Here is a 21,338-nt window from a genome sequence, read left to right as displayed (position 1 = left end):
CCTCGTGGGACGCTGTCGGCGAATTCCCGCCAACAGCGTCCTCGTGGGCTCCGGCCCTTCCGCGTACCGACGGGGATCAGGCGTCCGGCGTCAGCTTCAGCGAGATGGAGTTGATGCAGTAGCGCTGGTCGGTCGGGGTCTCGTAGCCTTCGCCCTCGAAGACGTGGCCGAGGTGGGAGCCGCAGCGGGAGCAGCGCACCTCGGTGCGGACCATGCCGTGGCTGGTGTCCGAGATGAGCTCGACCGCGTCGGTGTCCTTCGGGTCGTAGAAGGACGGCCAGCCGCAGTGCGACTCGAACTTCGTGTCGGAGCGGAACAGCTCCGCCCCGCAGGCGCGGCAGGAGTAGACGCCCTCGGTCTTGGTGTCGGTGTACTCACCCACGAAGGCGGGTTCGGTCCCGGCCTTGCGCAGCACGGCGTACTCGGCCGGGGAGAGCTCTTCCCGCCACTGCTCGTCTGGCTTCTCGATGTCGTACGGCACGGTGGCTCGCTCCCTCACTTCGACAGCTGGTCCAGGATGTGCGGGCCGAGGTCGGTGACGTCGCCCGCTCCCATGGTGAGAACCAAGTCGCCGTGCTTCGCCATTCCCGCGACGACCCCGGGGACCTCGGCCTTGTCGTGCACGGCGGTGACGTCGGCGCCGGCGGCCAGCGCGGCGTCGATGATCAGCGCGCTGGTGACGCCGGGGACCGGGTCCTCGCGGGCCGGGTAGATGTCCAGGACCACGGAGGCGTCGGCGAGGGCGAGGGCCTGGCCCATCTCGGTGCCGAGCTCCTGGGTGCGGGAGAAGAGGTGGGGCTGGAAGACGACCAGGATGCGGGCGTCGGCGGCAGCGCCGCGCATGGCCTCCAGGTCGGCGGTCATCTCGGTGGGGTGGTGGGCGTACGAGTCGATGACCTGGACGCCCGCGGCCTCGCCCTTGAGCTGGAGCCGGCGCTTGACCCCGGTGTACGTCCCGATGGCGGAGGCGAGGTTGTGCGCGGGGACGCCGAGGGCGACGCCGGCGGCGAGGGCCGCGACGGCGTTGTGGGCGTAGTGGCGGCCGGGCACGGAGACGGTGAAGGTGAGGAACTTGCCGTTCAGCAGGACCGTGACCTCGCTGGTCAGCCCGCGCGGGGTGACCTTGTGGACGCGGACGTCGGCGGTCTGGGACTCGCCGTAGGTGACGATGTTCAGATCGTCCCGGGCGTTCTCGCGCAGCCGCCGGGTGAGTTCGACGGCGCCGGGCTGGTCGGCGGCGACGACGAGGGTGCCGCCGGGGGTGATCTTCGCGGCGAACTTCTCGAAGGACTCGTAGATCTCGTCCATCGAGGCGTAGTTCGCGTGGTGGTCGAGCTCGACGTTGAGGACGATCGCGACCTCGGGGTCGTACTTCTGGAAGCTGCGGTCGCTCTCGTCCGCCTCGGCCACGAAGATCTCGCCGCCGCCGTGGGTGGCATTGGTGCCCGGTCCCTCCAGGTCGCCGCCGATGGCGTACGAGGGGTCGAGGCCCAGCGAGGTGAGGGCGACGGCCAGCATCGAGGTGGTGGTCGTCTTGCCGTGGGTACCGGCGACGGCGATGGCCCGGGTACCGGTCATCAGCGAGGCGAGCGCGTCGGAGCGGTGCACCACCGGGACGGAGAGCTCGGCGGCGCGCACCAGCTCCGGATTGTCGGCGCGGATGGCGCTGGAGACGACCACGCAGGTCGCGTCGGAGGCCAGGTGGGCCGCGGCGTGGCCGATGTGGACGGTCGCCCCCAGCGCGCGCAGCGCCTCGGCGGTCCCGGACTCCTTGGCGTCGCTGCCGGCCACCTTCGCGCCCCGCTGGGCGAGGATCTTCGCGATGCCCGACATTCCGGCGCCGCCGATGCCGATGAAGTGCGGCCGTTCCATGGCGGCAGGAATACCGGGTGCCATGCGTGTTCTCTCCCTGAAGTCGGTCGTGGGGCCGGGTCCGCCCGGCACCGGTGCCCAGCCTATTCGCTGTGTGCGAAGAGCTTGAGCACCGGGACGCCGACCTTGTGGCGGGCGCGGGAGGCCCAGTCGCGGTGGAAGAACTCCTCCACGTAGTGCGGGGCGGTCAGCACGATGACCTCGTCGGCGCGCGAATCGTCCACCACGGTCTTGAGACCGTCCAGCGGGTGGTCCTCGACGACCTGCCCGACCGCTTCGGAGCCCGCGGCCCGCAGGGCGCGCAGGGAGTGTTCGAGGGCGAGCCGCGCGGGTTCGCGGGCGTCCTTGCCCTCGGGCTCGTCGCCCTCGCGGGTGGCGTCGCGCAGTTCGCCGAGCGCCACGTCGTCGATCGCGCGGAGCAGGACGTCGGCCTGGTCGCCGCGCGGCTGCATGAGCACGATGAACGAGATCCGCTCGTCGCCGTGGAGGGTCGTGACGAAGTCGACGTCCTCGGGGGTGAGCGGCTTCTCGATCATCAAAACGCTTGTGAACACGACGGGCGCCCTTCCGCTTCTTCATCCGGCCGGCCTGGTGGAGGGCCGTTGCTGAAACCATCCTTCCCCGTGATCGCACGGAGATTGCTGAGGTAAGTGTGCCCAGCGGAAGGCAAGCGGAACGGGAAATTCCGTTAGTGCCCGTATCGAGTTTCCGGGCCGGATGAGCCGCGAGCCCGGCCCGGAACCCGGTACAGGCGCTAAGAGCCGGGCGGAGTCGCGGCGCTCCCGGCGAGTCGGGGACGGCGGTACCGCGTGAACAGGAAACCGTCCTCCTCCAGCAGCCCCGCCAGGGCGAACCGTGCGGGCACCGGTACGGACGGACCTCCCGAGATCCGCTGCGCGTCCCCGGCCGTCAGCACGGGCGAGACGGTCAGGCAGAGCTCGTCCAGCACACCCGCGGCGACGAACTGGCCGAGCAGCCGGGGCCCGCCCTCCGTCAGCTGCCGGGTCAGCCCGAGGGCGGCCAGTTCGCGTACGGCCCTGGCGGGGTCGACCCGGGTCCCCTCGCCGGCGACCACCACCCGGGCGCCCGCCTTCCGTGCCGCCGAGACCCGCTCGGCCGGTGCGGCGGACCCGGTGAGCACCACGGTGGGGACCAGCGGCTCGGTGTAGAGCGGAGCCGAGAAGTCCAGGTCCAGGCTCGCGCTGACCACGGCGACGACGGGGGCGGGCGACTGCCCGGCGGCCGCCCGCCGCGCGGCGAACACCTCCCGGGCGCGGGCGGGCCGGTAGCCCTCCGTACGTACCGTCTCGGCGCCGGCGATCACGACGTCGGCGAGGCCGCGCAGGGTGCCGAAGACGCGCATGTCCGAGGGGGACGAGATGGACTGCGAGCGGCCGTCGTGCTGGGCGGCGCCGTCCAGGGTGGTCACCATGTTGGCGCGCAGCCAGGGTCCGGGGCCCGCGGGGTAGGCGTACGCCTCGGCCAGCTCGTCGAAACTCCACTCGCGGTCTTCGGCGCCGGCCGGGGCGGGGGTGGCGGTGACTGTCAGGTCCGTCACAGGGAACAGGCTTCGCATGTCAGGCAGTGTGGCACGGCCCTTAAGGTGGACAGTTGTGTCGTCCTCCACCACCGCTCCGGGTGCGAACTCCCTCACCGGCGCGACTCCGCTGTCCCTGTGCGCCCGCCGGCCGCACGTCCCCGCCGACCGTCTGGTCGCCGAGATGGTGCCGCCGCCGCGCTTCGATGCGGTGCGTTTCGCCACGTACGTACCCGACCCGACCCAGCCGAGCCAGAGCGAGGCCGTCACGGTCCTCAGCTCTTTCGCCGCCGGTCTCGGCGGGTCGACCGCCTCGGGCGAGGGCAAGCGGAGGTGGTTCGCCAAGAAGCCCGCGGCCCCGGCCGGTCCGCGCGGGGTCTACCTCGACGGCGGGTACGGCGTCGGCAAGACCCATCTGCTCGCCTCGCTCTGGCACGCGACGCCCGCCGAGCCGGCGCTGAAGGCCTTCGGCACGTTCGTGGAGCTGACGAACCTCGTCGGCGCGCTGGGTTTCCAGCAGACCGTGAAGACCCTGAGCGGGCACCGGCTGCTCTGCATCGACGAGTTCGAGCTCGACGACCCGGGCGACACCGTGCTGGTCTCCTCGCTGCTCAGCAGGCTGGTGGAGGCGGGCGTGGCGCTGGCGGCGACCTCCAACACGCTGCCGGGCAAGCTCGGCGAGGGCCGGTTCGCCGCCGCCGATTTCCTCCGCGAGATCCAGGGCCTCTCCGCGCACTTCCGTCCGCTGCGGATCGACGGCCAGGACTACCGGCACCGGGGCCTGCCCGAGGCCCCGCCGCCCTTCGACGACGAGCAGGTCACCAGGGCCGCGTACGCCACCCCGGGTGCGGCGCTGGACGACTTCTCCGCCCTCCTCGGGCACCTGGCCGAGGTGCACCCCAGCCGGTACGGGGCCATGACGGACGGGGTGGAGGCGGTCTGCCTCACCGGGGTGGTACCGGTGCCGGACCAGTCCACGGCGCTGCGTCTGGTGGTGCTCGCCGACCGTCTGTACGACCGTGAGATCCCGGTCCTCGCCTCGGGCATACCCTTCGACCGGCTGTTCAGCGAGGAGATGCTGAACGGCGGGTACCGGAAGAAGTACTTCCGCGCGATCTCACGGCTGACGGCGCTGGCACGGGACGCCAAGGGGCTGGTGGCGCAGTAGGTTCGTGGGGGTGACGGCACGACTCCTCCGGGTGGCCGTGTCGTTCACCGGTTCCGCGGCGCACGAGGTGCCGCGGTTCCGCGCGATTCGCGCACACTTTTTCCGAAGGGATTCACCATGGCTACCACGCGTACGGCGCACACGGTCTGGGACGGCAACCTGATGGACGGCAGCGGTGTCGTCACCCTCGACTCCTCCGGTGTCGGCGCGTTCCCGGTTTCCTGGCCCTCGCGTGCCGAGCAGGCCAACGGCAAGACCAGCCCGGAGGAGCTCATCGCCGCCGCGCACTCCGCCTGCTTCTCGATGGCCCTCTCGCACGGCCTGGCCGGCGCGGGCACCGCCCCCACCCAGCTGGAGACCAAGGCCGACGTGACGTTCCAGCCCGGCACCGGCATCACCGGCATCCACCTCACCGTGGTGGGCACGGTGCCCGGCCTGGACGAGGCCGGCTTCGTCAAGGCCGCCGAGGACGCCAAGGCCAACTGCCCGGTCAGCCAGGCGCTGTCCGGCACCACGATCACCCTGACGGCCAGCCTCGCCTGACGGTCCGGATCGCGCGCCACCGCCGGCCCCCGCTCTCCGCGGGCCGGCGGTGGCGCGTCCGGCGGGCGGACCGCTCCGTCGCGCAGGGCGGTAGCACCCCGACAGCCAGGGGGTGCGAACCTCCCCGACGCGTACGACGGACCGACCGTCTTGATGACGATCCGTCAGACGTTCGGCCGCGCGCCGGAGATCGCCCCCGCCCCCGTAACACCCGCGTCATCCCACGGCCGCACGTTCTCAAAGAACGGCTGGCTCAATGCACTCCAACGCAGCGACCTGCACTGGAGGGCATGACATGGACGTATCAGTTCCCGCACCGGCCCCACCGAAGGACCGGGACGTCCATCCGGTCGACCGGCGCCCCTCCCCGGGCAGGCTCGCCACCTTCGGCTTCCAGCACGTGCTCGTGATGTACACCGGCTGCGTCACCGTGCCGCTGGTCTTCGGCGGCGCCGCCGGGCTCGACACCTCGACCATCGGCCTGCTGATCAACGCGGACCTGCTGGTCGCCGGGCTGATCACCCTGATCCAGAGCCTCGGCATCGGCCGCGTACTCGGTGTACGGCTGCCGGTCGTCACGGGCGCCACGTTCGCGGGGGTGACCCCGATGATCCTGATCCACGGCGAGTACGGCATCCAGGCCGTGTACGGGTCGATGCTGGCGGCCGGGCTCTTCGGGCTGCTGATCGCCGTGCCGTTCGCGCGGCTGGTCCGCTTCTTCCCGCCCCTCGTCAGCGGTGTGGTCATCACCGTCATCGGTCTCTCGCTGATCGGCGTGGCCGCCGGGCTGATCACCGGCAACGACCCGGAGGCCGCCGACCACGCGTCGGGGACCCGGCTCGGGCTGGCCGCCGGGGTGATCGTGTTCATCGTGCTCTTCGCCCGCTTCGTCAAGGGGTTCGCCGGGCAGATAGGCATCCTGATCGCCCTGGTGCTCGGCACCGTGGTCGCCGTACCCCTGGACCTCACCGACTTCTCCGGCGTCTCGGACGCGGACTGGGTGGGACTGGCGGCCCCCTTCCACTTCGGCGCCCCGGAGTTCCCGGTGTCCGCCGTGATCTCGATGTGCGTGGTGATGCTGGTGATCTTCACCGAGTCGACGGCCTCGATGCTGGCGGTGGGCGAGGCGACCGGACGGCCCGTCACCGACAAGGACCTGGCACGCGGCCTCGCGGCGGACGGCCTGTCGGGCGTGCTCGGCAGCGTGATGAACTCCTTCATGGACACGGTCTTCTCGCAGAACGTCGGCCTCATCCGCCTCACCCGGGTCACCAGCCGCTACGTCACGGCGTTCGCCGGTGCCGTCCTCGTCGCGCTCGGTCTGCTCCCCAGGCTCGGCGAACTGGTCGCGGCCCTGCCCGGCCCGGTGGTGGGCGCCGCCGCCCTGATGCTGTTCGCCACGGTGACCATGGTCGGCGTGAACACCCTGCGCCGGGTCGACCTGGACCGGGGCCACAACCTGACGATCGCCGCGGTGGCGCTGGGGATCGGCCTGCTGCCGGAGATGTCCGAGGGCATCTACGCCAACTTCCCGTCCTGGGTCCAGATCGTGTTCGGCAGCGGCATCACGGCCGCCGCGTTCACGGCGTTCCTGCTGAACCTGCTGTTCCACCACACGCCCTGGGGGCGTACGCCCGGAACGGAGTCCATACCGCCCGCGCCCGCGGCGGAAGAGCCGAGCCCGGGAGCCGAGCCGGTACCGGAGCCCGCGTCGGTACCGGAGCCCGCGTCGGTACCGGAGCCCGCGCCGGCCCCGGAGGCAACGCCGGCCCCGGAGCCCGCCGGGTCGGCCGATCGGGGCGCCCCGAGCGTCACCGGGACCACCTGACCCATATAAATCATATTGTCCGATATTTTCCGTGAGTGAATACCTCAGCACGGAAAGTTCCGCCTCTGACCGGTTCCACATGTCTCGCCGGTCTCGCCGTTCTCAGTGTCCTCAGTGGGGTGCTCGCCGGATGCTCCGGTCCGGACGGGCACCCCACCACCACGCGGCCGCCGCACGCCGCCGCGTCGTCCCCCTCCTCGCACCCCTCCGCCCCCGCGACCCCGGCCCCCGGACCGCCGCCCACCCTCGCTCCCGGCCCCCAGGGCCTCACGCCGGTGTTCGAACGGCGGCCGAAGAGCGCGGCCCCGACGGACGAGAAGGTCGTGGCACTCACCTTCGACGCCGACATGACGGCCGACGAGGGCGAACGGGCGGCCGCGGGCGAATCGTTCGACAATCCGCCGCTGATCGACCTGCTGCGCCGTCTCAAGGTCGAGTCGACGGTCTTCATGACCGGCCGCTGGGCCGAGGAGTACCCGGACCAGGCGCGGGCGATCGGCACCGACCCCACGTTCGAGATCGCCAACCACTCGTACAGCCACTACGCCTTCTCCTCCCCCTGCTACGGCCTGCCGACCGTGGCGAAGGAGGAGATGAGGGACGAAGTGGAGCGCGCCTTCGCCGCCTTCCGCACGGCGGGAGCGCGCAACGTCGTCCCGTACTTCCGCTTCCCCGGCGGGTGTTACGACGACGAGGCGCTGCGCGCGCTGGCCCCGGAGAAGGTGACGGCGGTCCAGTGGGACGTGGTGGGCGGCGACGCGTTCGCCACCGACGCGGACGCGGTGGCCGAACAGGTTCTGGAGGGCGTGACCCCGGGCTCCCTGGTGGTGCTGCACTGCACCCGCAGCGCCGCCCCGACCACCGAGGATGCGGTACGCCGGATCGTCCCCGAACTCCGGGCGCGCGGCTACCGGTTCGTGAAGGTGTCGGAGCTCATGCGGGCGGCCCCGGGAGACTGACGGCCCGTCGCAAGGCCGGAGGGCGGCCGGGTCCGGGGTCTTCCCCCCGGATCCTGCCGCCCTCCGCCGCTCGGCCGACGCCCGCTCGGCCCACGCCCGCTCGGTCTGATCCCGCTCAGCCGGAGCACGCTCAGCCGGAGCACGCGTTCCGGCCGGCCTCCTGCCAGGCGCAGGAAGGGCAGAGGGTGGCGCCCTTCGTCGACTCCGGGTGCTCCGTCGGCTTCCGGCAGAGCACGCACTCGGCGTACGGCCCGTCCGCGTCGGCCGGTACGGCCGGCCCGAGAGGCGAGGGGGCAGGGGCTGCGCAGTACGTCTCGTCGTCCATGCGCCGAGCGTACGACGGCCGCCGGGACCAGCGGCAGCGCCCCCGGACGACGCGGAGCTCAGCCGGCCGACGGCTTCTCCTGCTTCAGCTCGCTCGGGCGCACGATGACGAAGCCCTCGCCCTCCAGCCGCAGCTGGACCGCCTCGCCCGAACCGCCCCGCACCATCGAACCGAAGCTCTGGGAGCGGTGCAGCGACGTACCGAGCCGGGCGCTCCAGCCGACCACGGCGTCCGTGTCGACGCAGACGGGCTGCTGGGGCGTGACGGGTATCACGATCGGGTGGCCGTCGCAGATCAGACCCAAGTTTCCGTAGCCGCTGAACACACTGTTGAAGAGACCGCCGCCTGCCATCCCGGCTCCCTTCACGGTCTTGATCTCGTACGCGAGCGTGGCGTCGAAGCAGAGGACGTTGCGGCCGTTGACGGTGAGCACGTCGCCCTGCTCGATCTCGACGATGAAACAGTTCTGCGCCTCGTGCGCGAACCACGCCTCCCCCCGCCCCCGGACCGCCATCAGCGGCAGCCCCTCGCCCGTGACGGCCCGCTTGAGCATGCCGCCGATCCCCTGCCCCTTCCGCTCGAACTGGAGGTCGCCCCGGAAGGCGATCATCGAACCCTGGCGCGCGTGCATCTCGCCGTCGACGGCGTACTTGACCGACTTGGCGTTCTGCAGCGTCATTCCGGGGACCGTCGCCTGCTGTGCCATGTGCTCGCTGGAAAACAGATCGCTCTTCATGCGCCGCATCCTCGCCCCGGGCGTCCCGCGATGCCAAGGGGCCCACCGGCCGGACGGGGACCGGGCCTGTCGGAGCCGCCTGGCAGACTGGTTCCGTGAGCAGCGACGACATTCCCGCCCCCTCGACGGCCCCGGCCGCCACCTCCCCGGCTTCCCCGGTCGAGCCCGCCGGGTCCGGTCCAGAGTCAGGTTCCGGTTCCGGTTCCGGCTCCCGTTCCGCCGGGGCGCTTCCGGCGGACAGCCCGTTCCGGACCGAGCCGACCCCGCGCGACGAGGCACCTCAGTTCGTGCTGCCGCTGGTGGTGCACATCGAGAAGACCGACCCGCCCGCCCGCACGGACGCGCTCCGGACGGCTGCGCGCGCGGTGCTCACCATCCTGGCCGACGACCGCGCCCTCGGTGAGGGCGAGTGGGCGCAGGCGATGCGCGACTGGCAGGACGCCCGCATACGCAAGGTGGTGCGGCGGGCCCGGGGCGCGGAGTGGCGCAAGGCGTGCACCCTGCCCGGGATCACGGTCACCGGGGACGCCGCGGAGGTCCGCGTCTACCCGCCGGTCCCGCTGGACGGCTGGCCCAAGGAGCTGGCGAAGCTCCAGGTCTCGGGCACCGACCTGGACGACCCCGAGCCCCCGGCCGCCCCGGACACCACCGGTCCGGTGCTCTGGCTCAACCCGGATCTCGACATGTCCGCGGGCAAGACGATGGCGCAGGCCGGCCACGGGGCGCAGCTCGCCTGGTGGGAGCTGACGGACGCGGAGCGCAAGGAGTGGCAGGAGGCGGGCTTCCCGCTCTCGGTGGCCACCCCGGACGCGGACACCTGGCGTCGTCTGACCGTGAGCGGTCTGCCCGTGGTGCGCGACGCCGGGTTCACCGAGATCGCCCCCGGTTCCTGCACCGTGATCGCCGACCACCCGGCGCTCCGCGCGCGTACGGCGGGCTGACCGCCGCAGCCGGAGGAGACACGCGCTACCGCCGTCTCTCTCCGCGCCGGCGACATCCCTGAAGGCATGGCCGCCCTGCCCCAGCAGGGCGGCGTAGGTCTGCCGCAAAAGCAGCCGGCATGCCCCTGTGGGGAGTTGCTCGGGCAGCCGACGGGGTTGATTGTCACTGGGTACGGCGGCCCCACTCGCGGCATGATGACCCCATGGCGCATATTTCCTCCCGCACCGTCGGGGGTTCCTCGCTCTCCCTGTGGTCGACGGACTCGTTCCTGTCCATCGGCTCCGTCGGGTCCGTGCTGTCCATCGGTTCGGTTGGCAGCGCTCTGTCCGTAGGGTCCATCGGCTCTTCCCTGTCCGTCGGCTCGATCGGCTCTGCCATGTCCCTCGTTTCGCTGGGGTCCATCCAGAGCACCGGAAGTGCGCTGTCCATCCAGGGACGGCGCTCGGTACTGGCCGTCGGCCCTCACCGCGTGATCAGCTCGCGAGGCACGCTCGCACTGCTCGGATCGGGCGTACTCGCCCTTGTCGGCGCATGTGCGCTGCACACACGTATCAGGCGGTGACCGGTCCGATGCCATCGATCTCGGTGCCGATGGCACTGCTTTGCGGCGGCGGGTGATCGCCGACTCCCGTGTCGCTGCCGACAATCCGCTGTGGCCGCCTGCCGTCGTCATCGATGTGCCGCACCTGTGACCGCTCGGGCTGCCGAACCGTCGGTACCGAACGCGCCGGCCGGGATCGGGTTCCGGGCCGGCGCGCCACGTACGGGAATCGGCTGAGTACGGCTGAGTACGGCCGTGGAACTGCAAGATCTTTCTGCGAAGAGGCCCACGCCGACAACCGAACTGACGGACCATTGAGCCAGCAGCGCCGATGATCCGGCGGGTGCGAGCCCGTAGCGAGGGGGAGACATGGCGGAGGCCGTCGAGTTCAAGCTCGGGGAAGGGGTCGCCACCGTACTGGTGGACCTGGATCCCGCCGAGGACGGTGTGGTGCAACGCGCGACGAACGCGGGCGGCGCGGTCGGACTGGCGCTCTCCACGTTCGACGCCGGGTTCGCCCGGGTGCGGACGGCCGCGTCCGAGGCCTTGGCGCAGCTCACCGCGATGCCGCAGCGGCCCAGCACGGTGGAGTTGGAGTTCGGCGTCCGGATCAGCGCGGAGGCGGGCGCCGTCATCGCCCGTTCCGGAGTGGATGGGCACATCAAGGTCCGCTTGACCTGGGAGCGGTCGTCCAACGCCGAGCATCGCAGGGTGAGTGATGAGAGCGAGGACGCGAACGGCAGCGAGGACGCGAACGGCAGCGAGGGCGAGGACTGAGCGCGCCCCCTCCGGGCAGGGCAGCCGTACCGGTCAACGATCAAGTTGAAGTCGAGCCGGGTGTGGCAACCGTCGCACCCGGCTCGGCATCGTCCACCGCCTCGCAGGGGCCGCCCGGGTGCGGGATCGGGTCGACCGGGCGCTCCGCCGGAGTGTCGGCGGGCACCTCGGCCCGGGGCTGCTCCGCTTCGGGCGCGGCCCGGTCAGGTCCCTCGGCACCCGGGGCGCGGTCGAGCTGACTGCGGTAGAGGGTCGTGCCCCCGACGACAATCCGTGCGCACAGCACGCCGATCAGACCGGGCCCGAGCAGCGCCGCGTCCCCGACCGTCTCCACGGCCATGACCAGCACCGCGAGCGGCGCCCGTGCCACCGGCCCGAGGCATGCGGCCATGCCGATCACCACGTACGCGGTCGGGTCGTGCGGAACGATTCCGATCGGCTCGAAGAGTCGCCACACGGCCGCGCCCACTCCGGCGCCGATGAACAGGCTCGGCCCGAAGATCCCGCCCGAGCCGCCTGAGCCGACCGACAGCGAGGTGGCGACGAGCTTGGCCACCGGTACCAGCAGCACCAGCCACAGCGACATGCCCAGCAGGACCTGCCGGTGCATCAGGCCCTCCATCAGCCCGTAGCCGGTGCCGAGGACACCGGGTACGCCCAGGCCGATGACTCCCACCACCAGGCCGCCCGTCGCGGGGAGGAGCAGCCGCGCGGCGGCCGAGCGACCGCGGCGCTCGACGCGGGTGTGCACGGCGTAGAAGCACCAGGCGAAGGCGCGTCCGGCAGCGCCCGCCGCCAGCCCGACCACCACGATCAGCAGCAGACCCGGCGTGCCGCCCTCCAGCGCCGTGCCGTGTACACCGAAGATCGGCCCGAAGCCGAGCAGCGACCCGAAGCAGACCCAGCTCACCGCCGAGGCCACGAGCGCCTTCGGCAGCACGGAGAAGTCCGCGTCCCGCCGGTAGAGGATCTCGGCGCACAGGAGCGCGCCGCCGATCGGTGCGCGGAAGACGGCCCCGACGCCCGCGGCCAGGCCGACCACCAGCGCGGTGCGGGCGTCCCGCGGGGAGAGTCCGAGCCGACGGGCGATGACCGAGCCGAACGACGCGGAGATCTGCGCCGCCGGCCCCTCCGTACCGCCCGAACCACCCGAACCGATGGTCAGCCCGGAGGCGACCAGCTTGACCAGCGGCACCCGCCCGCGCATGCCGTACGGATCGTGCAGGGCGGCGTGGATCGCCGCGTCCGTCCCGTGGCCGCCGGCCTCCCGGGCGAAGAGGAGCACGAGCAGCGAGGCGAGCAGAGCTCCGCCGGCCGCCACGAGTGGCACCGCCCAGGGGTGCGGCGAAGCCTCGGAGACGCGGAACGCTCCGTCCGACGTGGTGGTGTGGACGTGATAGCCGCCGACCTTGTCGAGAATCCAGACGTTGCCGAGGTGCACCAGCTCGTAGAGCGCGACGGCGCCGAGCCCGGCCACCACCCCGATCAGCGCGGCGAGCGCGAGCCAGCGCAGGGTCGGCTCGGGGCTCTCCTCGGAGGCGGCCCGGCCGCCTCCGGGGGCTCCGCCGCCGCGCGGGACGCGCGCCCGCAGCCTGTCCAGGGCGGCCGCCGCCATGCCGTGCCGAACCGTCGCCACCGCTCCCCCTGTGCCTCGACGACGGAGCCAGGCTCAGCTCCCTGGCTCCCCATGCAACTGACATGCAAATGACATGCAACTGACGTGCCAATCAGTCTAGTTGACCGCCATTCCGGCAGCACGGTGCCATTGTCGCGATGTCCGCCGCCCGCTGCCGTCCGAATGCCGACGGGATCACCGATCGAGTGACGGGCCATCACCGTGATGACCCGGCGGTGACGGATGCGTGGTGATCGATCGATCGCGCACTTTCATGCGCCGGGTGAGCCCGATGCCGCTATCCTTGCCTGTTGCGCCGTCAGTTCTGCACGGTTCTGGTGGGACTGGCCCGAAGAGCGTCGAACCATGACAGTTTCCAGTCCGGGACGAGTGGAGCGGGCATGGCAGTGGGGGACGGGGCGGTCAGTGAGGACGCGTGGCGGTTACGCATCGTCGGCCGGGCCGACGTGCCGGTGGGCTGCGCCGTCCTGCTGCCCGACAGCCTGGTGGTGACCTGCGCACACGTGGTGGTGGCGGCGTGCTCCGGACCGGAGGCCGGTTCCGCGTCCGGCCGCGGAACCGGCCCGGTCGCAGGGGACGCCATCGAGGACGCCGCCACCGACGCGCGCTTCGCCGAAATCCTGGTCGACTTCCCCGGTTCCCTCCTCGGGGGCAGGATGACCGCATCGGTCGTACGCGGCGGCTGGGCACCGGCCGTCGACGACCGTGCCGGGGATGTCGCGGTGCTGCGGTTGCACGGCTCCCCGCCTCCGGACGTCCTCCCGGCGCGGCTGCGCTGGTGCGGAGAATCCCACGGACGCGTGGTCAGTGCCTTCGCCGAGCCGGCGGGGCCGGGCTCCGGGGGGTGGGCCCGGGCCGTGCTCGCGGGGGCGGGCGGTCTGAGCCCGGACTGGATCCAGCTGGACGCGGGCGATCCCGCGGGCCCTCGGTTCGTCCGCGGGTACAGCGGGGCCGGCGTGCGGGACCAGACGTCGGGTTCCGTCCTCGGCACCATGGTGGCGGTGCGGTCCACCCGGGAGCAGACGACCGCGTGGATGAACCCGACGGAGGCGCTGGTGCGCTACTGCCCCGTCCTGCGGGACATCGTCGAGCCGGAGGCGCCCGGCCCCCGCACGCCCGCCGACGACTCGCTGCTGCCCTCCCTCGCCTGGCAGACCGAGGCCGAGCGGCGCCTCACGACCGCGCTGGTACGAGTGCCGAGCATGCGCGACACGCAGCGCAGGGATCGCATCATCGGTGACATCGGCCCCGAGATCATGCCCGTCGTGGCGCGCTCCCCTTCGCTGATCGAGGACATCCGCGCGGTGGTCGCCGTCTGTCTGCAGTATCCCGACGCCGTCGACCGCTTGGCGGCGGCGGTCCGGTGGTACGAGAACGCCTCGCTGCCCATGCGGGAGTTCGAACGCGTCTGGGCCCAGGTGTCGGCGGAGAGGCGCTGACATGCCTGCCGAGCCCCTGCAGCACCCCGGGCGAACCGCGTTCCACAAGGAGCTGGTGCGGATCCTGCTCCGCATCCCGGGGGTGACGAACCCGAACTGGCGGGACCAGGTCTTCGACCGGCTGACCCCGGGCGGCACGCGACTCGTGGCGGACCGGTTCCCGGCCCCCGCCGACGACCTGCTCTCCATGGTCGCGGCCAGTGCGGAGTATCAGGACGGCCTGAACCGGTTGGTGGACGAGTTCAGCTTCGGACGTGAGACCTCGACGCCCGCGCTCGCCGCGCACGCCTGGCTCGCGCGTCACCGGCCCGAGGCCCTCTACACGGCGGAGGAGTTGGACGAGCTGCTCGCGCTGCTCAAGGAGACCTCGGTCGGCATGCTGAGGCTGCAGGCGCTCGCCACCCGTCGTCTCCCCGCCTCCGACACCCGCCCCCTCGGGGACGGCACCCGTCACCTGGTCGAAAGACTGGCCGACGCCCCGGTGATCCCCGGCGAGCCGCACGCGCTGCTCGCGTTCGTGGAGGCGGTGGCCGTCGCCGAAGCCGAGCCGATCCGCCGAAGGCTGCGGCGGTGGAGCGAGGACACGGCCATGCGCGTGAACGTCCACCCGGCCCTCCTGGTCCGCGTGCGGAACGAGGAGGAGGCACGGCAGGGCCGCCACGCTCAGGAGATCCGCCTGCTGGTGGAAGTGCACTCGCACCCTGCGGCGCCCGCGTCCTGCGACGTCCGTGCCTGGCTGCTGGTCGACCACGAGGGCAGCTCCGATCCGGTCCACGCGATGGACCGGATCGACCGCGACCAGCTCCCCAGGGCCGTCGAAGCCGCTCACACGGAGGCCGTCCGCCGGCTCGGCGCACGCGGGGCCGACCTGCGGGTCGACTTCGTCCTTCCCCGCCACCTGCTGTGGCTGCCGGTCGATCAGTGGCGGATCAAGCCGCCGGGTGCCATTTCCCGCAAATTGGGCGCGCACCGCCAGGTCGTGGTCCGCAGCCGCGAGCGGTACCTCTACGACTGGCATCCGCGCGTGGTCGAACGCTGGAACCGCCTGCTCGACGTGGGCTGGGACCCCGAGCGGGCGATCGAGTGGATCGGCGACTCCTTCTCCGTCGATGCCGGCGCGCTGTGGGACCGGCTCCGTAACAATCTCGAAAGCCCCTACTGCTTCGTCGTGTTCGCCCCGCCGGAGGACAAGGGCGAGGACGAGGACGACGACTTCGTGTCGGTCTTGCTGGAGTTGGGGATCCCGGTCATCATCGCAGTGCGTGACACCGAGCCCACCGAGCGGGCCCGCCACGCGGTGAGCCGACTGCTCGGTGGCGAGATACGTGAATTGCCGGAACGAGTAAGGGTGTTGCGCGTGGGCGCCCGGGGCGGGGCAGAGCCCGCCGACCCGGACGGTCTGGAGAACCTGAGCCGGACCTTCGCTAAGACGGGACTCCACGAGCGCATCACTCTGGTGTGGGGCAACCCTGACGGAATGTACGCCGCGGAGGACCTGCTCAGGCCACCGCAGACGAGGGGAAGCAGCGCCGTATGAGCACTCCGTCCGAAGAGCACGCCCTGCAACCCGGCCCTGCGCACTGGTGGGTGTTCCGGGACGACGGCTCCCGGCCCGGAGCCGACGGCTCGCTGCCGGAGCTGCCCGAACCGCCCTTGTGGCGGCGCTTCTCCGGTACCACCCCGGAGGGCGGCACACTGCCGACCCCCCGCTCCCCGGACGTGGCGGAGGCCCTGGAGGCCTCCCGCCGTCTCGGACACCCCGTCGGCGGCACCCTGGACCCGTCGGTCGTCGAACTCGTCAACGCCGCCATCCACCTGCGGCGCCCGCTGCTGGTCACCGGGCGCCCCGGCACCGGCAAGTCGAGTCTCGCCCGGCAGATCGCCGACGAGTTGGGGCTCGGCCCGGTGCTGTGGTGGCCGGTGGTCAGCCGGACCACTCTGACGGACGGCCTGTACGCCTACGACGCCATCGGCCGCGTGCGGGAGGCCCCCAGTCCGGCGGGCGCTGCCGACGGTCCCGAGCAGATCGGCCGCTACCTGACGCTCGGTCCGCTCGGTACCGCACTGCTGCCCTGGGCCCGGCCCCGGGTGCTGCTCATCGACGAACTGGACAAGAGCGACATCGATCTGCCGAACGACCTCCTCCACGTCTTCGAGGAGGGCGAGTTCCGGATCCGCGAGCTGGAGCGCACCGCCTCCGATGCTCCCGAAGTCCGCGTACGCACCGCCGACCACGCGGGTACGGTCGGCATTCGCGAAGGGCGGGTGCGCTGCCACGAGTTCCCCCTGGTCGTCATCACCAGCAACGGCGAGCGCGACTTCCCGCCGGCCTTCCGCCGGCGGTGCCTGGAGGTCCGCATGCCGGATCCGGACGTCACCCGGCTCACCGCGCTGGTCTCCGCCCACTTCCACGACCGGCAGGACCCCAGGGCGGCCGAGCTGATCCGGGAGTTCCTTGCCCCCGGCCGTCAGTCCGAGGGCCTGGCGATCGACCAACTGCTCAACGCCGTCCATCTCCTGACCAACGGAGCGATCAATCCCGGCGCCGACGGTACCCGTCAGCTGCGAGACGCGCTGTGGCGCTCGCTGTCCCGGGAACCACGGACATGAACGAGTCACGGTCCGGACGGGGGTGGAACGACCCGACGCCCCGCGAATGGGCCGAGGCGCTGTTCCTGAGCCGCCGGATGGGCCGGCCGTCGCAGGATCCCGGCGAGCCGGAGAGCGACGAGCCCGGCCGGGACCACCCGCGCGGTGCGAAGACGGCCGGCCCGGGGACACCGCCGGTTCACCGGGAGCAGGCCGGATCGGGCCGGGACGAGAGCCGGACGGTGGAGCAGGACGACCCGGGTCCCACGGTCGGGTCGCCTGTCGCCGCGGACCGGAATCCTGTGCTGCCACGGGTCGCCCAGACCACCGCCGACGGGCCCGCCGGTGAGGCCCTCGCCGTCGGCGGTGGCCTGGGCGACCCGTGGCTCCCCGACCCCCTCGGACTCGCCCGCGCGCTGCGGCCGCTCGGTCGACGCGAGCCCGATCGGCGTCGTCAGGAGCTCGACGAGGAGTCGACCGCGGTCCGCTCCGCCGAACTCGGTTTCTGGGAGCCGGTGCTGCGCGACGTGTCCGAAGCGTGGCTGGAGGTGGCCCTCATCGTGGAGGACAGCCTCACGATGCGGGTCTGGCAGGAGTCCGCCGCCGCTCTCGCGCAACTGCTCCAGTACCACGGTGCCTTCCGCGACGTCCGGGTCTGGCGGCTGGACACCGGCCGACCCGACCGGCCCGCCCTGCGCACCGTCGACGGCGACGCGGAACGTCATCCCGGTGAGCTGATCCATCCGCAGCGGCGCCGACTCGTGCTCGTGGTGAGCGACTGCACGAGCTCCGCCTGGTCGCACCCCGAACTGCCCCAGCTGCTTCACCGCTGGGCCACCCACCAGCCGCTGGCCGTGCTGCACACGCTGCCGAGCCGCTTCTGGGAGCGCACGGCGGCGGTGCCACTGGACGCGAGGCTCAGGTCCACCGCCGCGGGCGCTCCCAACTCGCGGATCCAGCTCCGACTCGGCAGGACCGCACGGTCCCTGGTCGACCCCGGCCCTACCACCGAGCACACCGCCGAGCCCGTCCCGGTCCCGGTGCTCGCGCTGGAACCCGCCTGGCTGGACCGCTGGGCCAACCTGGTCGCGCACAGCGGATCCGGGTGGACCCGGGCCGCCGTGCTGCTGGTGGACCGTCAGGGCTGGCGCATGCCCGCACCCCGGCCGCACAGCCAGGCCGTCCCGGGGAGCGCGCAGCGCCTCTCGGCCGCGGAGACGGTGCGCAGGTTCGCCTCGGTGGCGTCCCCGGCCGCGCTGATGCTCGCGATCCGGCTCGCCTTTCTGCCACTCACCTGGGACGTGATGCGCGCGGTCCAGCGCGACGCACTGCCCGGGAGTGGATCGCTGCCGCTGGCCGAAGTCCTGCTCGGCGGACTGCTGGAACGGCTGGCTCCGGAGCCCTCGTCGCCGGCCACACCGGACTTCGACTTCCGCGAGGACGTCCGCAGTCACCTGCTGGGGCGACTCGGCCGGGGGGAGCTGTACCGGACGCTCCAGTCGGCGCAGGGTCCGGTCACGCGCCTGCTGGGCGCCCAACCCCTGCTGATGGAGCGTCTGTTGCGCAGCCCGGCCACGGTCACCGAGGAGGACATCTCGGAGGCCGACCGGGTCGTGCTCGCAGCGGCGGTCCCGGCCTTACGCGCTCTCGGACAACCGTACGAGGCCAGCGCGCGCCGCGCCGCGGACTCAGGCTCGCCCGCTCGACTCCCGGTGACTGCCTCCGCCGGTACGAACGAGGCCGCGGCCGGGAGCGGTTCGCGCGGTGGGCCGGAGGGTAGTCCCACCCATGACGACGAGACGGTCGACGCTGTTCCGGTCGACGGTGAGGAGAAGCCGGACGTGACTGCGCCGGAGAAGGACCTGTCCGAGCCGGACACCCCGATCTCGGTGGCTCCCGACGTCCCGGTCGGCGCCGGCCCGCCCTCGGACGGCAGGCCCCCGGTCGTCGCCGTGCGTCCCCAGGCCATGCCCGGCCGGGTCCCGCTGCCGAACCCCGCCTTCGTCGGGCGCGAGCGGGAGCTGTCGCAGCTGCGGAGTTCCCTGCTCGCCGGCGGCCACACCGCCCTGCTCGCCCAGGCCATCTACGGCCTCGGCGGGGTCGGCAAGACCCAGCTGGCGATCGAGTACATCAGGCGCCACGGGGACGACTACGACCGGGTGTGGTGGGTGCGCGCCGAGCAGGACCTGGTCATCCGCGCCGACTACGCGGCCCTGGCCCGTGAGTTGAACCTCGAACCGCACCCCGACGAGGACATCACCGAGACCGTCGTCCGGGCGCTGTCCACCGGATCGCCGGTCCGCCGCTGGCTGTTGGTCCTCGACAACGCCGGGGACCCGGCCACCACGCGGGAGTACATCCCCACCATGGTCGGCATCCCGGACGGCATCGGCCACGTCATCGTGACCTCGCGGGACCGCAACTGGGCCAACATGGTACGCGCGCTGCAGGTCGACGTGTTCACCCGCGAGGAGAGCATGGCCTTCCTGGCCCGCCGCGGCGCGGCCACCGACACCGACGCCGCCCACCGGCTCGCCGCGTCCCTCGGAGACCTGCCTCTCGCACTGGAGAGTGCGGCCGCGCTCCACGAGCAGAGCGGGATGCCCACCGAGGAGTACCTCCACCTCTTGCAGACCCAGCGCACCGAGATCCTCGCGCAGGGTCCGGACCGCTCCGGCGCGTCCGTGGTCGCGGCCTTCCAGATCTCCCTGCAGAGGTTGAGGGAGCATGTCGGCGCGCGTGAACTGCTCGACCTGCTGGCCTTCTTCGGCCCTGATCCGATCCCCAGCGCGTTCTTGCACCACGCCCGGCTGCTGCGGCTTCCCGATCCGCTGGGCCGCGTCCTGCGCGAGCCGTTCGCCAGGCGGCTGACCATCGCCGAGATCGGCCGCTATTCACTGCTGACGGTCGACCCGCGCAACGACACCCTGCAACTCCACCGGCTGCTGCGCGGTGTGCTTCAGGACTCCCTCCCGCCGCAGGAGCGGTCACGACTGCGCGACGTGGCGCAGACGGTGCTGAGCGTCCACGACCCCGGGGAGCCGCAGTTCACGGAGGGCTGGCGGCACTACGCCGAACTCCTCCCGCACATGGAGCCCTCGGACTCGCTCGACAGTGACGCGCCGGAGGTTCGCGTCACCGTGCTCAACCTGATCCATTACGTCTACCTGAACGGCGACCTGCGCGGCAGCGCCCGGCTCGCCGAACGGGCGTACGACGCCTGGCGCGAGCGCCTCGGCGCCGACGACCTGCACACCCTTCGCGCGGCACGGCGGCTGGCGGCCGCCTGGTGGGCGCTGGGCGAGTACGAGCGGTCCCGGCCGCTCAACCAGGAGACGCTGGACCGCCTGCTCCGTACCGTCGGCCAGGACCACGGGGACGCGATCACCCTCTCAGGGGCGGTGGCCGCCGACCTACGGGCCGTCGGGCGCTTCCCCGAGGCCCTCGGACTCGACCGGAACGCGTACGAGCGCAGCCGCGCCGTCTTCGGGCCGGACGACGCGGGCACCATGACGGCCGGACACAACTACGCGGTGAGCCTGCGCATGAACGGACACTTCGCCGACGCGCTCGCCCTGGACCGCGGCAACGCCGACCAGCGCCTGCGGATCGGCCGGTACGACCTCCAGTCGCTGCTCTCCGCCAACAACGTCGCCCGCGACCTGCGCGAACTGGGCCGGTACAGCGAGGCGGTGCTCCTGCAGGAGCAGACGGTCGCCGACTACCGCCGGCACTACGGCGACCGCGACGCCAACACGCTTCGCGCGCTGAAGAACCACGCGGTCACGCTCCGGCGGGTCGGCCGCAGGCCTGAGGCGCTGGGTCTCATGCGGGAGTCCTACGACGGTTACCGCGCGATCTACGGCGAGAAGCATCTGGACACCGTCGCCGCCCTCGTCGGCCTCGGGACCGACCTCCGGCTCAACGGTCACCTCGCCGCCGCCCGGACGGCCGGTGCGGACGCCGTGGCCGAGTACCGTGAGCTTCTGGGCCCCCTGCACCCGTTCGTCCACCTCGCAGGACTCGATCTGGCCATCGTCCTCCGGGCCCTCGGTGAAACCGCCCGCGCCCACGAACTGAGCGGAGCGGCCGTCGAGGTCCTGCCACAGGCCCTCGGCCCCGAACACCCGTGGGTGGCCCTCGCGCGCGTCGGTCTCGGCAACTCGCTGGCGGCCTCGCGCGAACCCGGCGCTGCGGCAGCGCTGGACGCCGAGGCCGCCCGAGCGCTGACCGAGCGCTTCGGCGAGCAGCACCCGGCCACCCTGGCCGCCCGCCGCAACCACGCCCTCGACCTGTCGGCGCTGGGCGACGAGACGGAGTCGGCGGAGCGGCTCGCGGAGGTGCGGCACGCGTACGAGGAGACGCTGGGCCCCGACCATCCCGAGACCCGGGCCGCGCTCGCGGGCGACCGGGCCGAGGTGGACATCGAGCCGCCGCCGATCTGAG

At 72.3% G+C, this 21,338-nt stretch carries 18 protein-coding genes; 11 read left to right on the top strand and 7 right to left on the bottom strand.

From position 1 onward, the window contains the following. Positions 1 to 76: 76 nt before the first annotated feature. The 4 genes from msrB to OHA55_RS26805 all read right to left on the bottom strand — a co-directional run bounded on the left by msrB (position 77) and on the right by OHA55_RS26805 (position 3,448). On the bottom strand, positions 77 to 481 hold the full coding sequence (gene msrB, locus OHA55_RS26820) for a peptide-methionine (R)-S-oxide reductase MsrB (RefSeq protein WP_266710221.1): 405 nt from the start codon (positions 479 to 481) through the stop codon (positions 77 to 79). Positions 482 to 495: 14 nt separating this feature from the next. Beyond that, the gene (gene murC / locus OHA55_RS26815) at positions 496 to 1,896 is read right to left on the bottom strand and encodes a UDP-N-acetylmuramate--L-alanine ligase (protein ID WP_266710220.1); all 1,401 of its coding nucleotides are present in this window, start codon (positions 1,894 to 1,896) and stop codon (positions 496 to 498) included. Between the two features lie 59 nt (positions 1,897 to 1,955). Further along, positions 1,956 to 2,408 (bottom strand): indole-3-glycerol phosphate synthase, encoded by a 453-nt coding sequence (locus tag OHA55_RS26810; protein WP_266710219.1) that lies wholly within the window; start codon positions 2,406 to 2,408, stop codon positions 1,956 to 1,958. Positions 2,409 to 2,626: 218 nt separating this feature from the next. After that, on the bottom strand, positions 2,627 to 3,448 hold the full coding sequence (locus OHA55_RS26805; RefSeq protein ID WP_266710218.1) for a pyrimidine reductase family protein: 822 nt from the start codon (positions 3,446 to 3,448) through the stop codon (positions 2,627 to 2,629). A 37-nt stretch (positions 3,449 to 3,485) separates the two neighbouring features. Between OHA55_RS26805 and zapE the strand changes: the two genes are divergently transcribed. The 4 genes from zapE (at position 3,486) to OHA55_RS26785 (ending at position 7,907) form a co-directional block, all read left to right on the top strand. Continuing rightward, positions 3,486 to 4,577, top strand: coding sequence for a cell division protein ZapE (gene zapE / locus OHA55_RS26800; protein ID WP_266710217.1), 1,092 nt, complete (start codon positions 3,486 to 3,488; stop codon positions 4,575 to 4,577). Between the two features lie 117 nt (positions 4,578 to 4,694). Continuing rightward, positions 4,695 to 5,120 carry an OsmC family protein gene (locus tag OHA55_RS26795; protein WP_266710216.1) on the top strand — a complete coding sequence of 142 codons (426 nt, stop codon included), beginning with the start codon at positions 4,695 to 4,697 and terminating at the stop codon, positions 5,118 to 5,120. A gap of 295 nt (positions 5,121 to 5,415) precedes the next feature. Further along, a complete protein-coding gene (locus tag OHA55_RS26790) occupies positions 5,416 to 6,948 on the top strand; it encodes a nucleobase:cation symporter-2 family protein (RefSeq protein ID WP_266710215.1) in 1,533 nt (510 codons plus the stop codon). Positions 6,949 to 7,067: 119 nt separating this feature from the next. Next, complete coding sequence (locus tag OHA55_RS26785; protein WP_266710214.1) at positions 7,068 to 7,907, top strand: polysaccharide deacetylase family protein; 840 nt, start codon at positions 7,068 to 7,070, stop codon at positions 7,905 to 7,907. A 130-nt stretch (positions 7,908 to 8,037) separates the two neighbouring features. Here OHA55_RS26785 and OHA55_RS26780 read toward each other — a convergent pair whose 3' ends face one another. Together OHA55_RS26780 and OHA55_RS26775 are read right to left on the bottom strand one after the other, a co-directional pair. Continuing rightward, positions 8,038 to 8,232 (bottom strand): hypothetical protein, encoded by a 195-nt coding sequence (locus OHA55_RS26780; RefSeq protein WP_266710213.1) that lies wholly within the window; start codon positions 8,230 to 8,232, stop codon positions 8,038 to 8,040. Positions 8,233 to 8,290: 58 nt separating this feature from the next. After that, positions 8,291 to 8,968 (bottom strand): AIM24 family protein, encoded by a 678-nt coding sequence (locus OHA55_RS26775; RefSeq protein ID WP_266710212.1) that lies wholly within the window; start codon positions 8,966 to 8,968, stop codon positions 8,291 to 8,293. A 95-nt stretch (positions 8,969 to 9,063) separates the two neighbouring features. Between OHA55_RS26775 and OHA55_RS26770 the strand changes: the two genes are divergently transcribed. From OHA55_RS26770 to OHA55_RS26760, 3 genes are all read left to right on the top strand, one after another. Then, positions 9,064 to 9,909, top strand: coding sequence for an aminoacyl-tRNA hydrolase (locus OHA55_RS26770; protein WP_266710211.1), 846 nt, complete (start codon positions 9,064 to 9,066; stop codon positions 9,907 to 9,909). 203 nt (positions 9,910 to 10,112) lie between these two features. Beyond that, entirely contained in the window at positions 10,113 to 10,472 is a 360-nt protein-coding gene (locus OHA55_RS26765; protein ID WP_266710210.1) for a hypothetical protein, read from the top strand. Positions 10,473 to 10,820: 348 nt separating this feature from the next. Next, complete coding sequence (locus OHA55_RS26760) at positions 10,821 to 11,228, top strand: CU044_2847 family protein (RefSeq protein ID WP_266710209.1); 408 nt, start codon at positions 10,821 to 10,823, stop codon at positions 11,226 to 11,228. 40 nt (positions 11,229 to 11,268) lie between these two features. Here OHA55_RS26760 and OHA55_RS26755 read toward each other — a convergent pair whose 3' ends face one another. Then, the gene (locus OHA55_RS26755; protein WP_266710208.1) at positions 11,269 to 12,864 is read right to left on the bottom strand and encodes a chloride channel protein; all 1,596 of its coding nucleotides are present in this window, start codon (positions 12,862 to 12,864) and stop codon (positions 11,269 to 11,271) included. A gap of 380 nt (positions 12,865 to 13,244) precedes the next feature. On the opposite strand from OHA55_RS26755, the gene OHA55_RS26750 reads away from it, so the two are divergent. The 4 genes from OHA55_RS26750 to fxsT are packed head-to-tail and all read left to right on the top strand — an operon-like array spanning position 13,245 to position 21,337. Then, the gene (locus OHA55_RS26750; RefSeq protein WP_266710207.1) at positions 13,245 to 14,303 is read left to right on the top strand and encodes a hypothetical protein; all 1,059 of its coding nucleotides are present in this window, start codon (positions 13,245 to 13,247) and stop codon (positions 14,301 to 14,303) included. A 1-nt stretch (position 14,304) separates the two neighbouring features. After that, positions 14,305 to 15,840, top strand: coding sequence for a hypothetical protein (locus OHA55_RS26745; RefSeq protein WP_266710206.1), 1,536 nt, complete (start codon positions 14,305 to 14,307; stop codon positions 15,838 to 15,840). Next, complete coding sequence (locus tag OHA55_RS26740; protein ID WP_266710205.1) at positions 15,837 to 16,913, top strand: MoxR family ATPase; 1,077 nt, start codon at positions 15,837 to 15,839, stop codon at positions 16,911 to 16,913. Before OHA55_RS26745 ends, OHA55_RS26740 begins: the two co-directional genes overlap by 4 nt. Further along, positions 16,910 to 21,337, top strand: coding sequence for an FxSxx-COOH system tetratricopeptide repeat protein (gene fxsT / locus OHA55_RS26735; protein ID WP_266710204.1), 4,428 nt, complete (start codon positions 16,910 to 16,912; stop codon positions 21,335 to 21,337). Before OHA55_RS26740 ends, fxsT begins: the two co-directional genes overlap by 4 nt. Position 21,338 lies beyond the last annotated feature (1 nt).

It is taken from the genome of Streptomyces sp. NBC_00102, assembly GCF_026343115.1.
Lineage (GTDB): Bacteria > Actinomycetota > Actinomycetes > Streptomycetales > Streptomycetaceae > Streptomyces.
Note: the sequence above shows the minus strand (reverse complement) of the source record. Positions and strands in the feature narration are given on the sequence as shown.

What these genes read in the sequence shown, in the direction of transcription:
- murC (WP_266710220.1), bottom strand. Translation starts at nt 1,896, where the DNA reads ATGGCACCCGGTATTCCTGCCGCCATGGAACGGCCGCACTTCATCGGC.
- OHA55_RS26810 (WP_266710219.1), bottom strand. Translation starts at nt 2,408, where the DNA reads ATGATCGAGAAGCCGCTCACCCCCGAGGACGTCGACTTCGTCACGACC.
- OHA55_RS26805 (WP_266710218.1), bottom strand. Translation starts at nt 3,448, where the DNA reads ATGCGAAGCCTGTTCCCTGTGACGGACCTGACAGTCACCGCCACCCCC.
- OHA55_RS26795 (WP_266710216.1), top strand. Translation starts at nt 4,695, where the DNA reads ATGGCTACCACGCGTACGGCGCACACGGTCTGGGACGGCAACCTGATG.
- OHA55_RS26790 (WP_266710215.1), top strand. Translation starts at nt 5,416, where the DNA reads ATGGACGTATCAGTTCCCGCACCGGCCCCACCGAAGGACCGGGACGTC.
- OHA55_RS26780 (WP_266710213.1), bottom strand. Translation starts at nt 8,232, where the DNA reads ATGGACGACGAGACGTACTGCGCAGCCCCTGCCCCCTCGCCTCTCGGG.
- OHA55_RS26775 (WP_266710212.1), bottom strand. Translation starts at nt 8,968, where the DNA reads ATGAAGAGCGATCTGTTTTCCAGCGAGCACATGGCACAGCAGGCGACG.
- OHA55_RS26765 (WP_266710210.1), top strand. Translation starts at nt 10,113, where the DNA reads ATGGCGCATATTTCCTCCCGCACCGTCGGGGGTTCCTCGCTCTCCCTG.
- OHA55_RS26760 (WP_266710209.1), top strand. Translation starts at nt 10,821, where the DNA reads ATGGCGGAGGCCGTCGAGTTCAAGCTCGGGGAAGGGGTCGCCACCGTA.
- OHA55_RS26750 (WP_266710207.1), top strand. Translation starts at nt 13,245, where the DNA reads ATGGCAGTGGGGGACGGGGCGGTCAGTGAGGACGCGTGGCGGTTACGC.
- OHA55_RS26745 (WP_266710206.1), top strand. Translation starts at nt 14,305, where the DNA reads ATGCCTGCCGAGCCCCTGCAGCACCCCGGGCGAACCGCGTTCCACAAG.
- OHA55_RS26740 (WP_266710205.1), top strand. Translation starts at nt 15,837, where the DNA reads ATGAGCACTCCGTCCGAAGAGCACGCCCTGCAACCCGGCCCTGCGCAC.
- fxsT (WP_266710204.1), top strand. Translation starts at nt 16,910, where the DNA reads ATGAACGAGTCACGGTCCGGACGGGGGTGGAACGACCCGACGCCCCGC.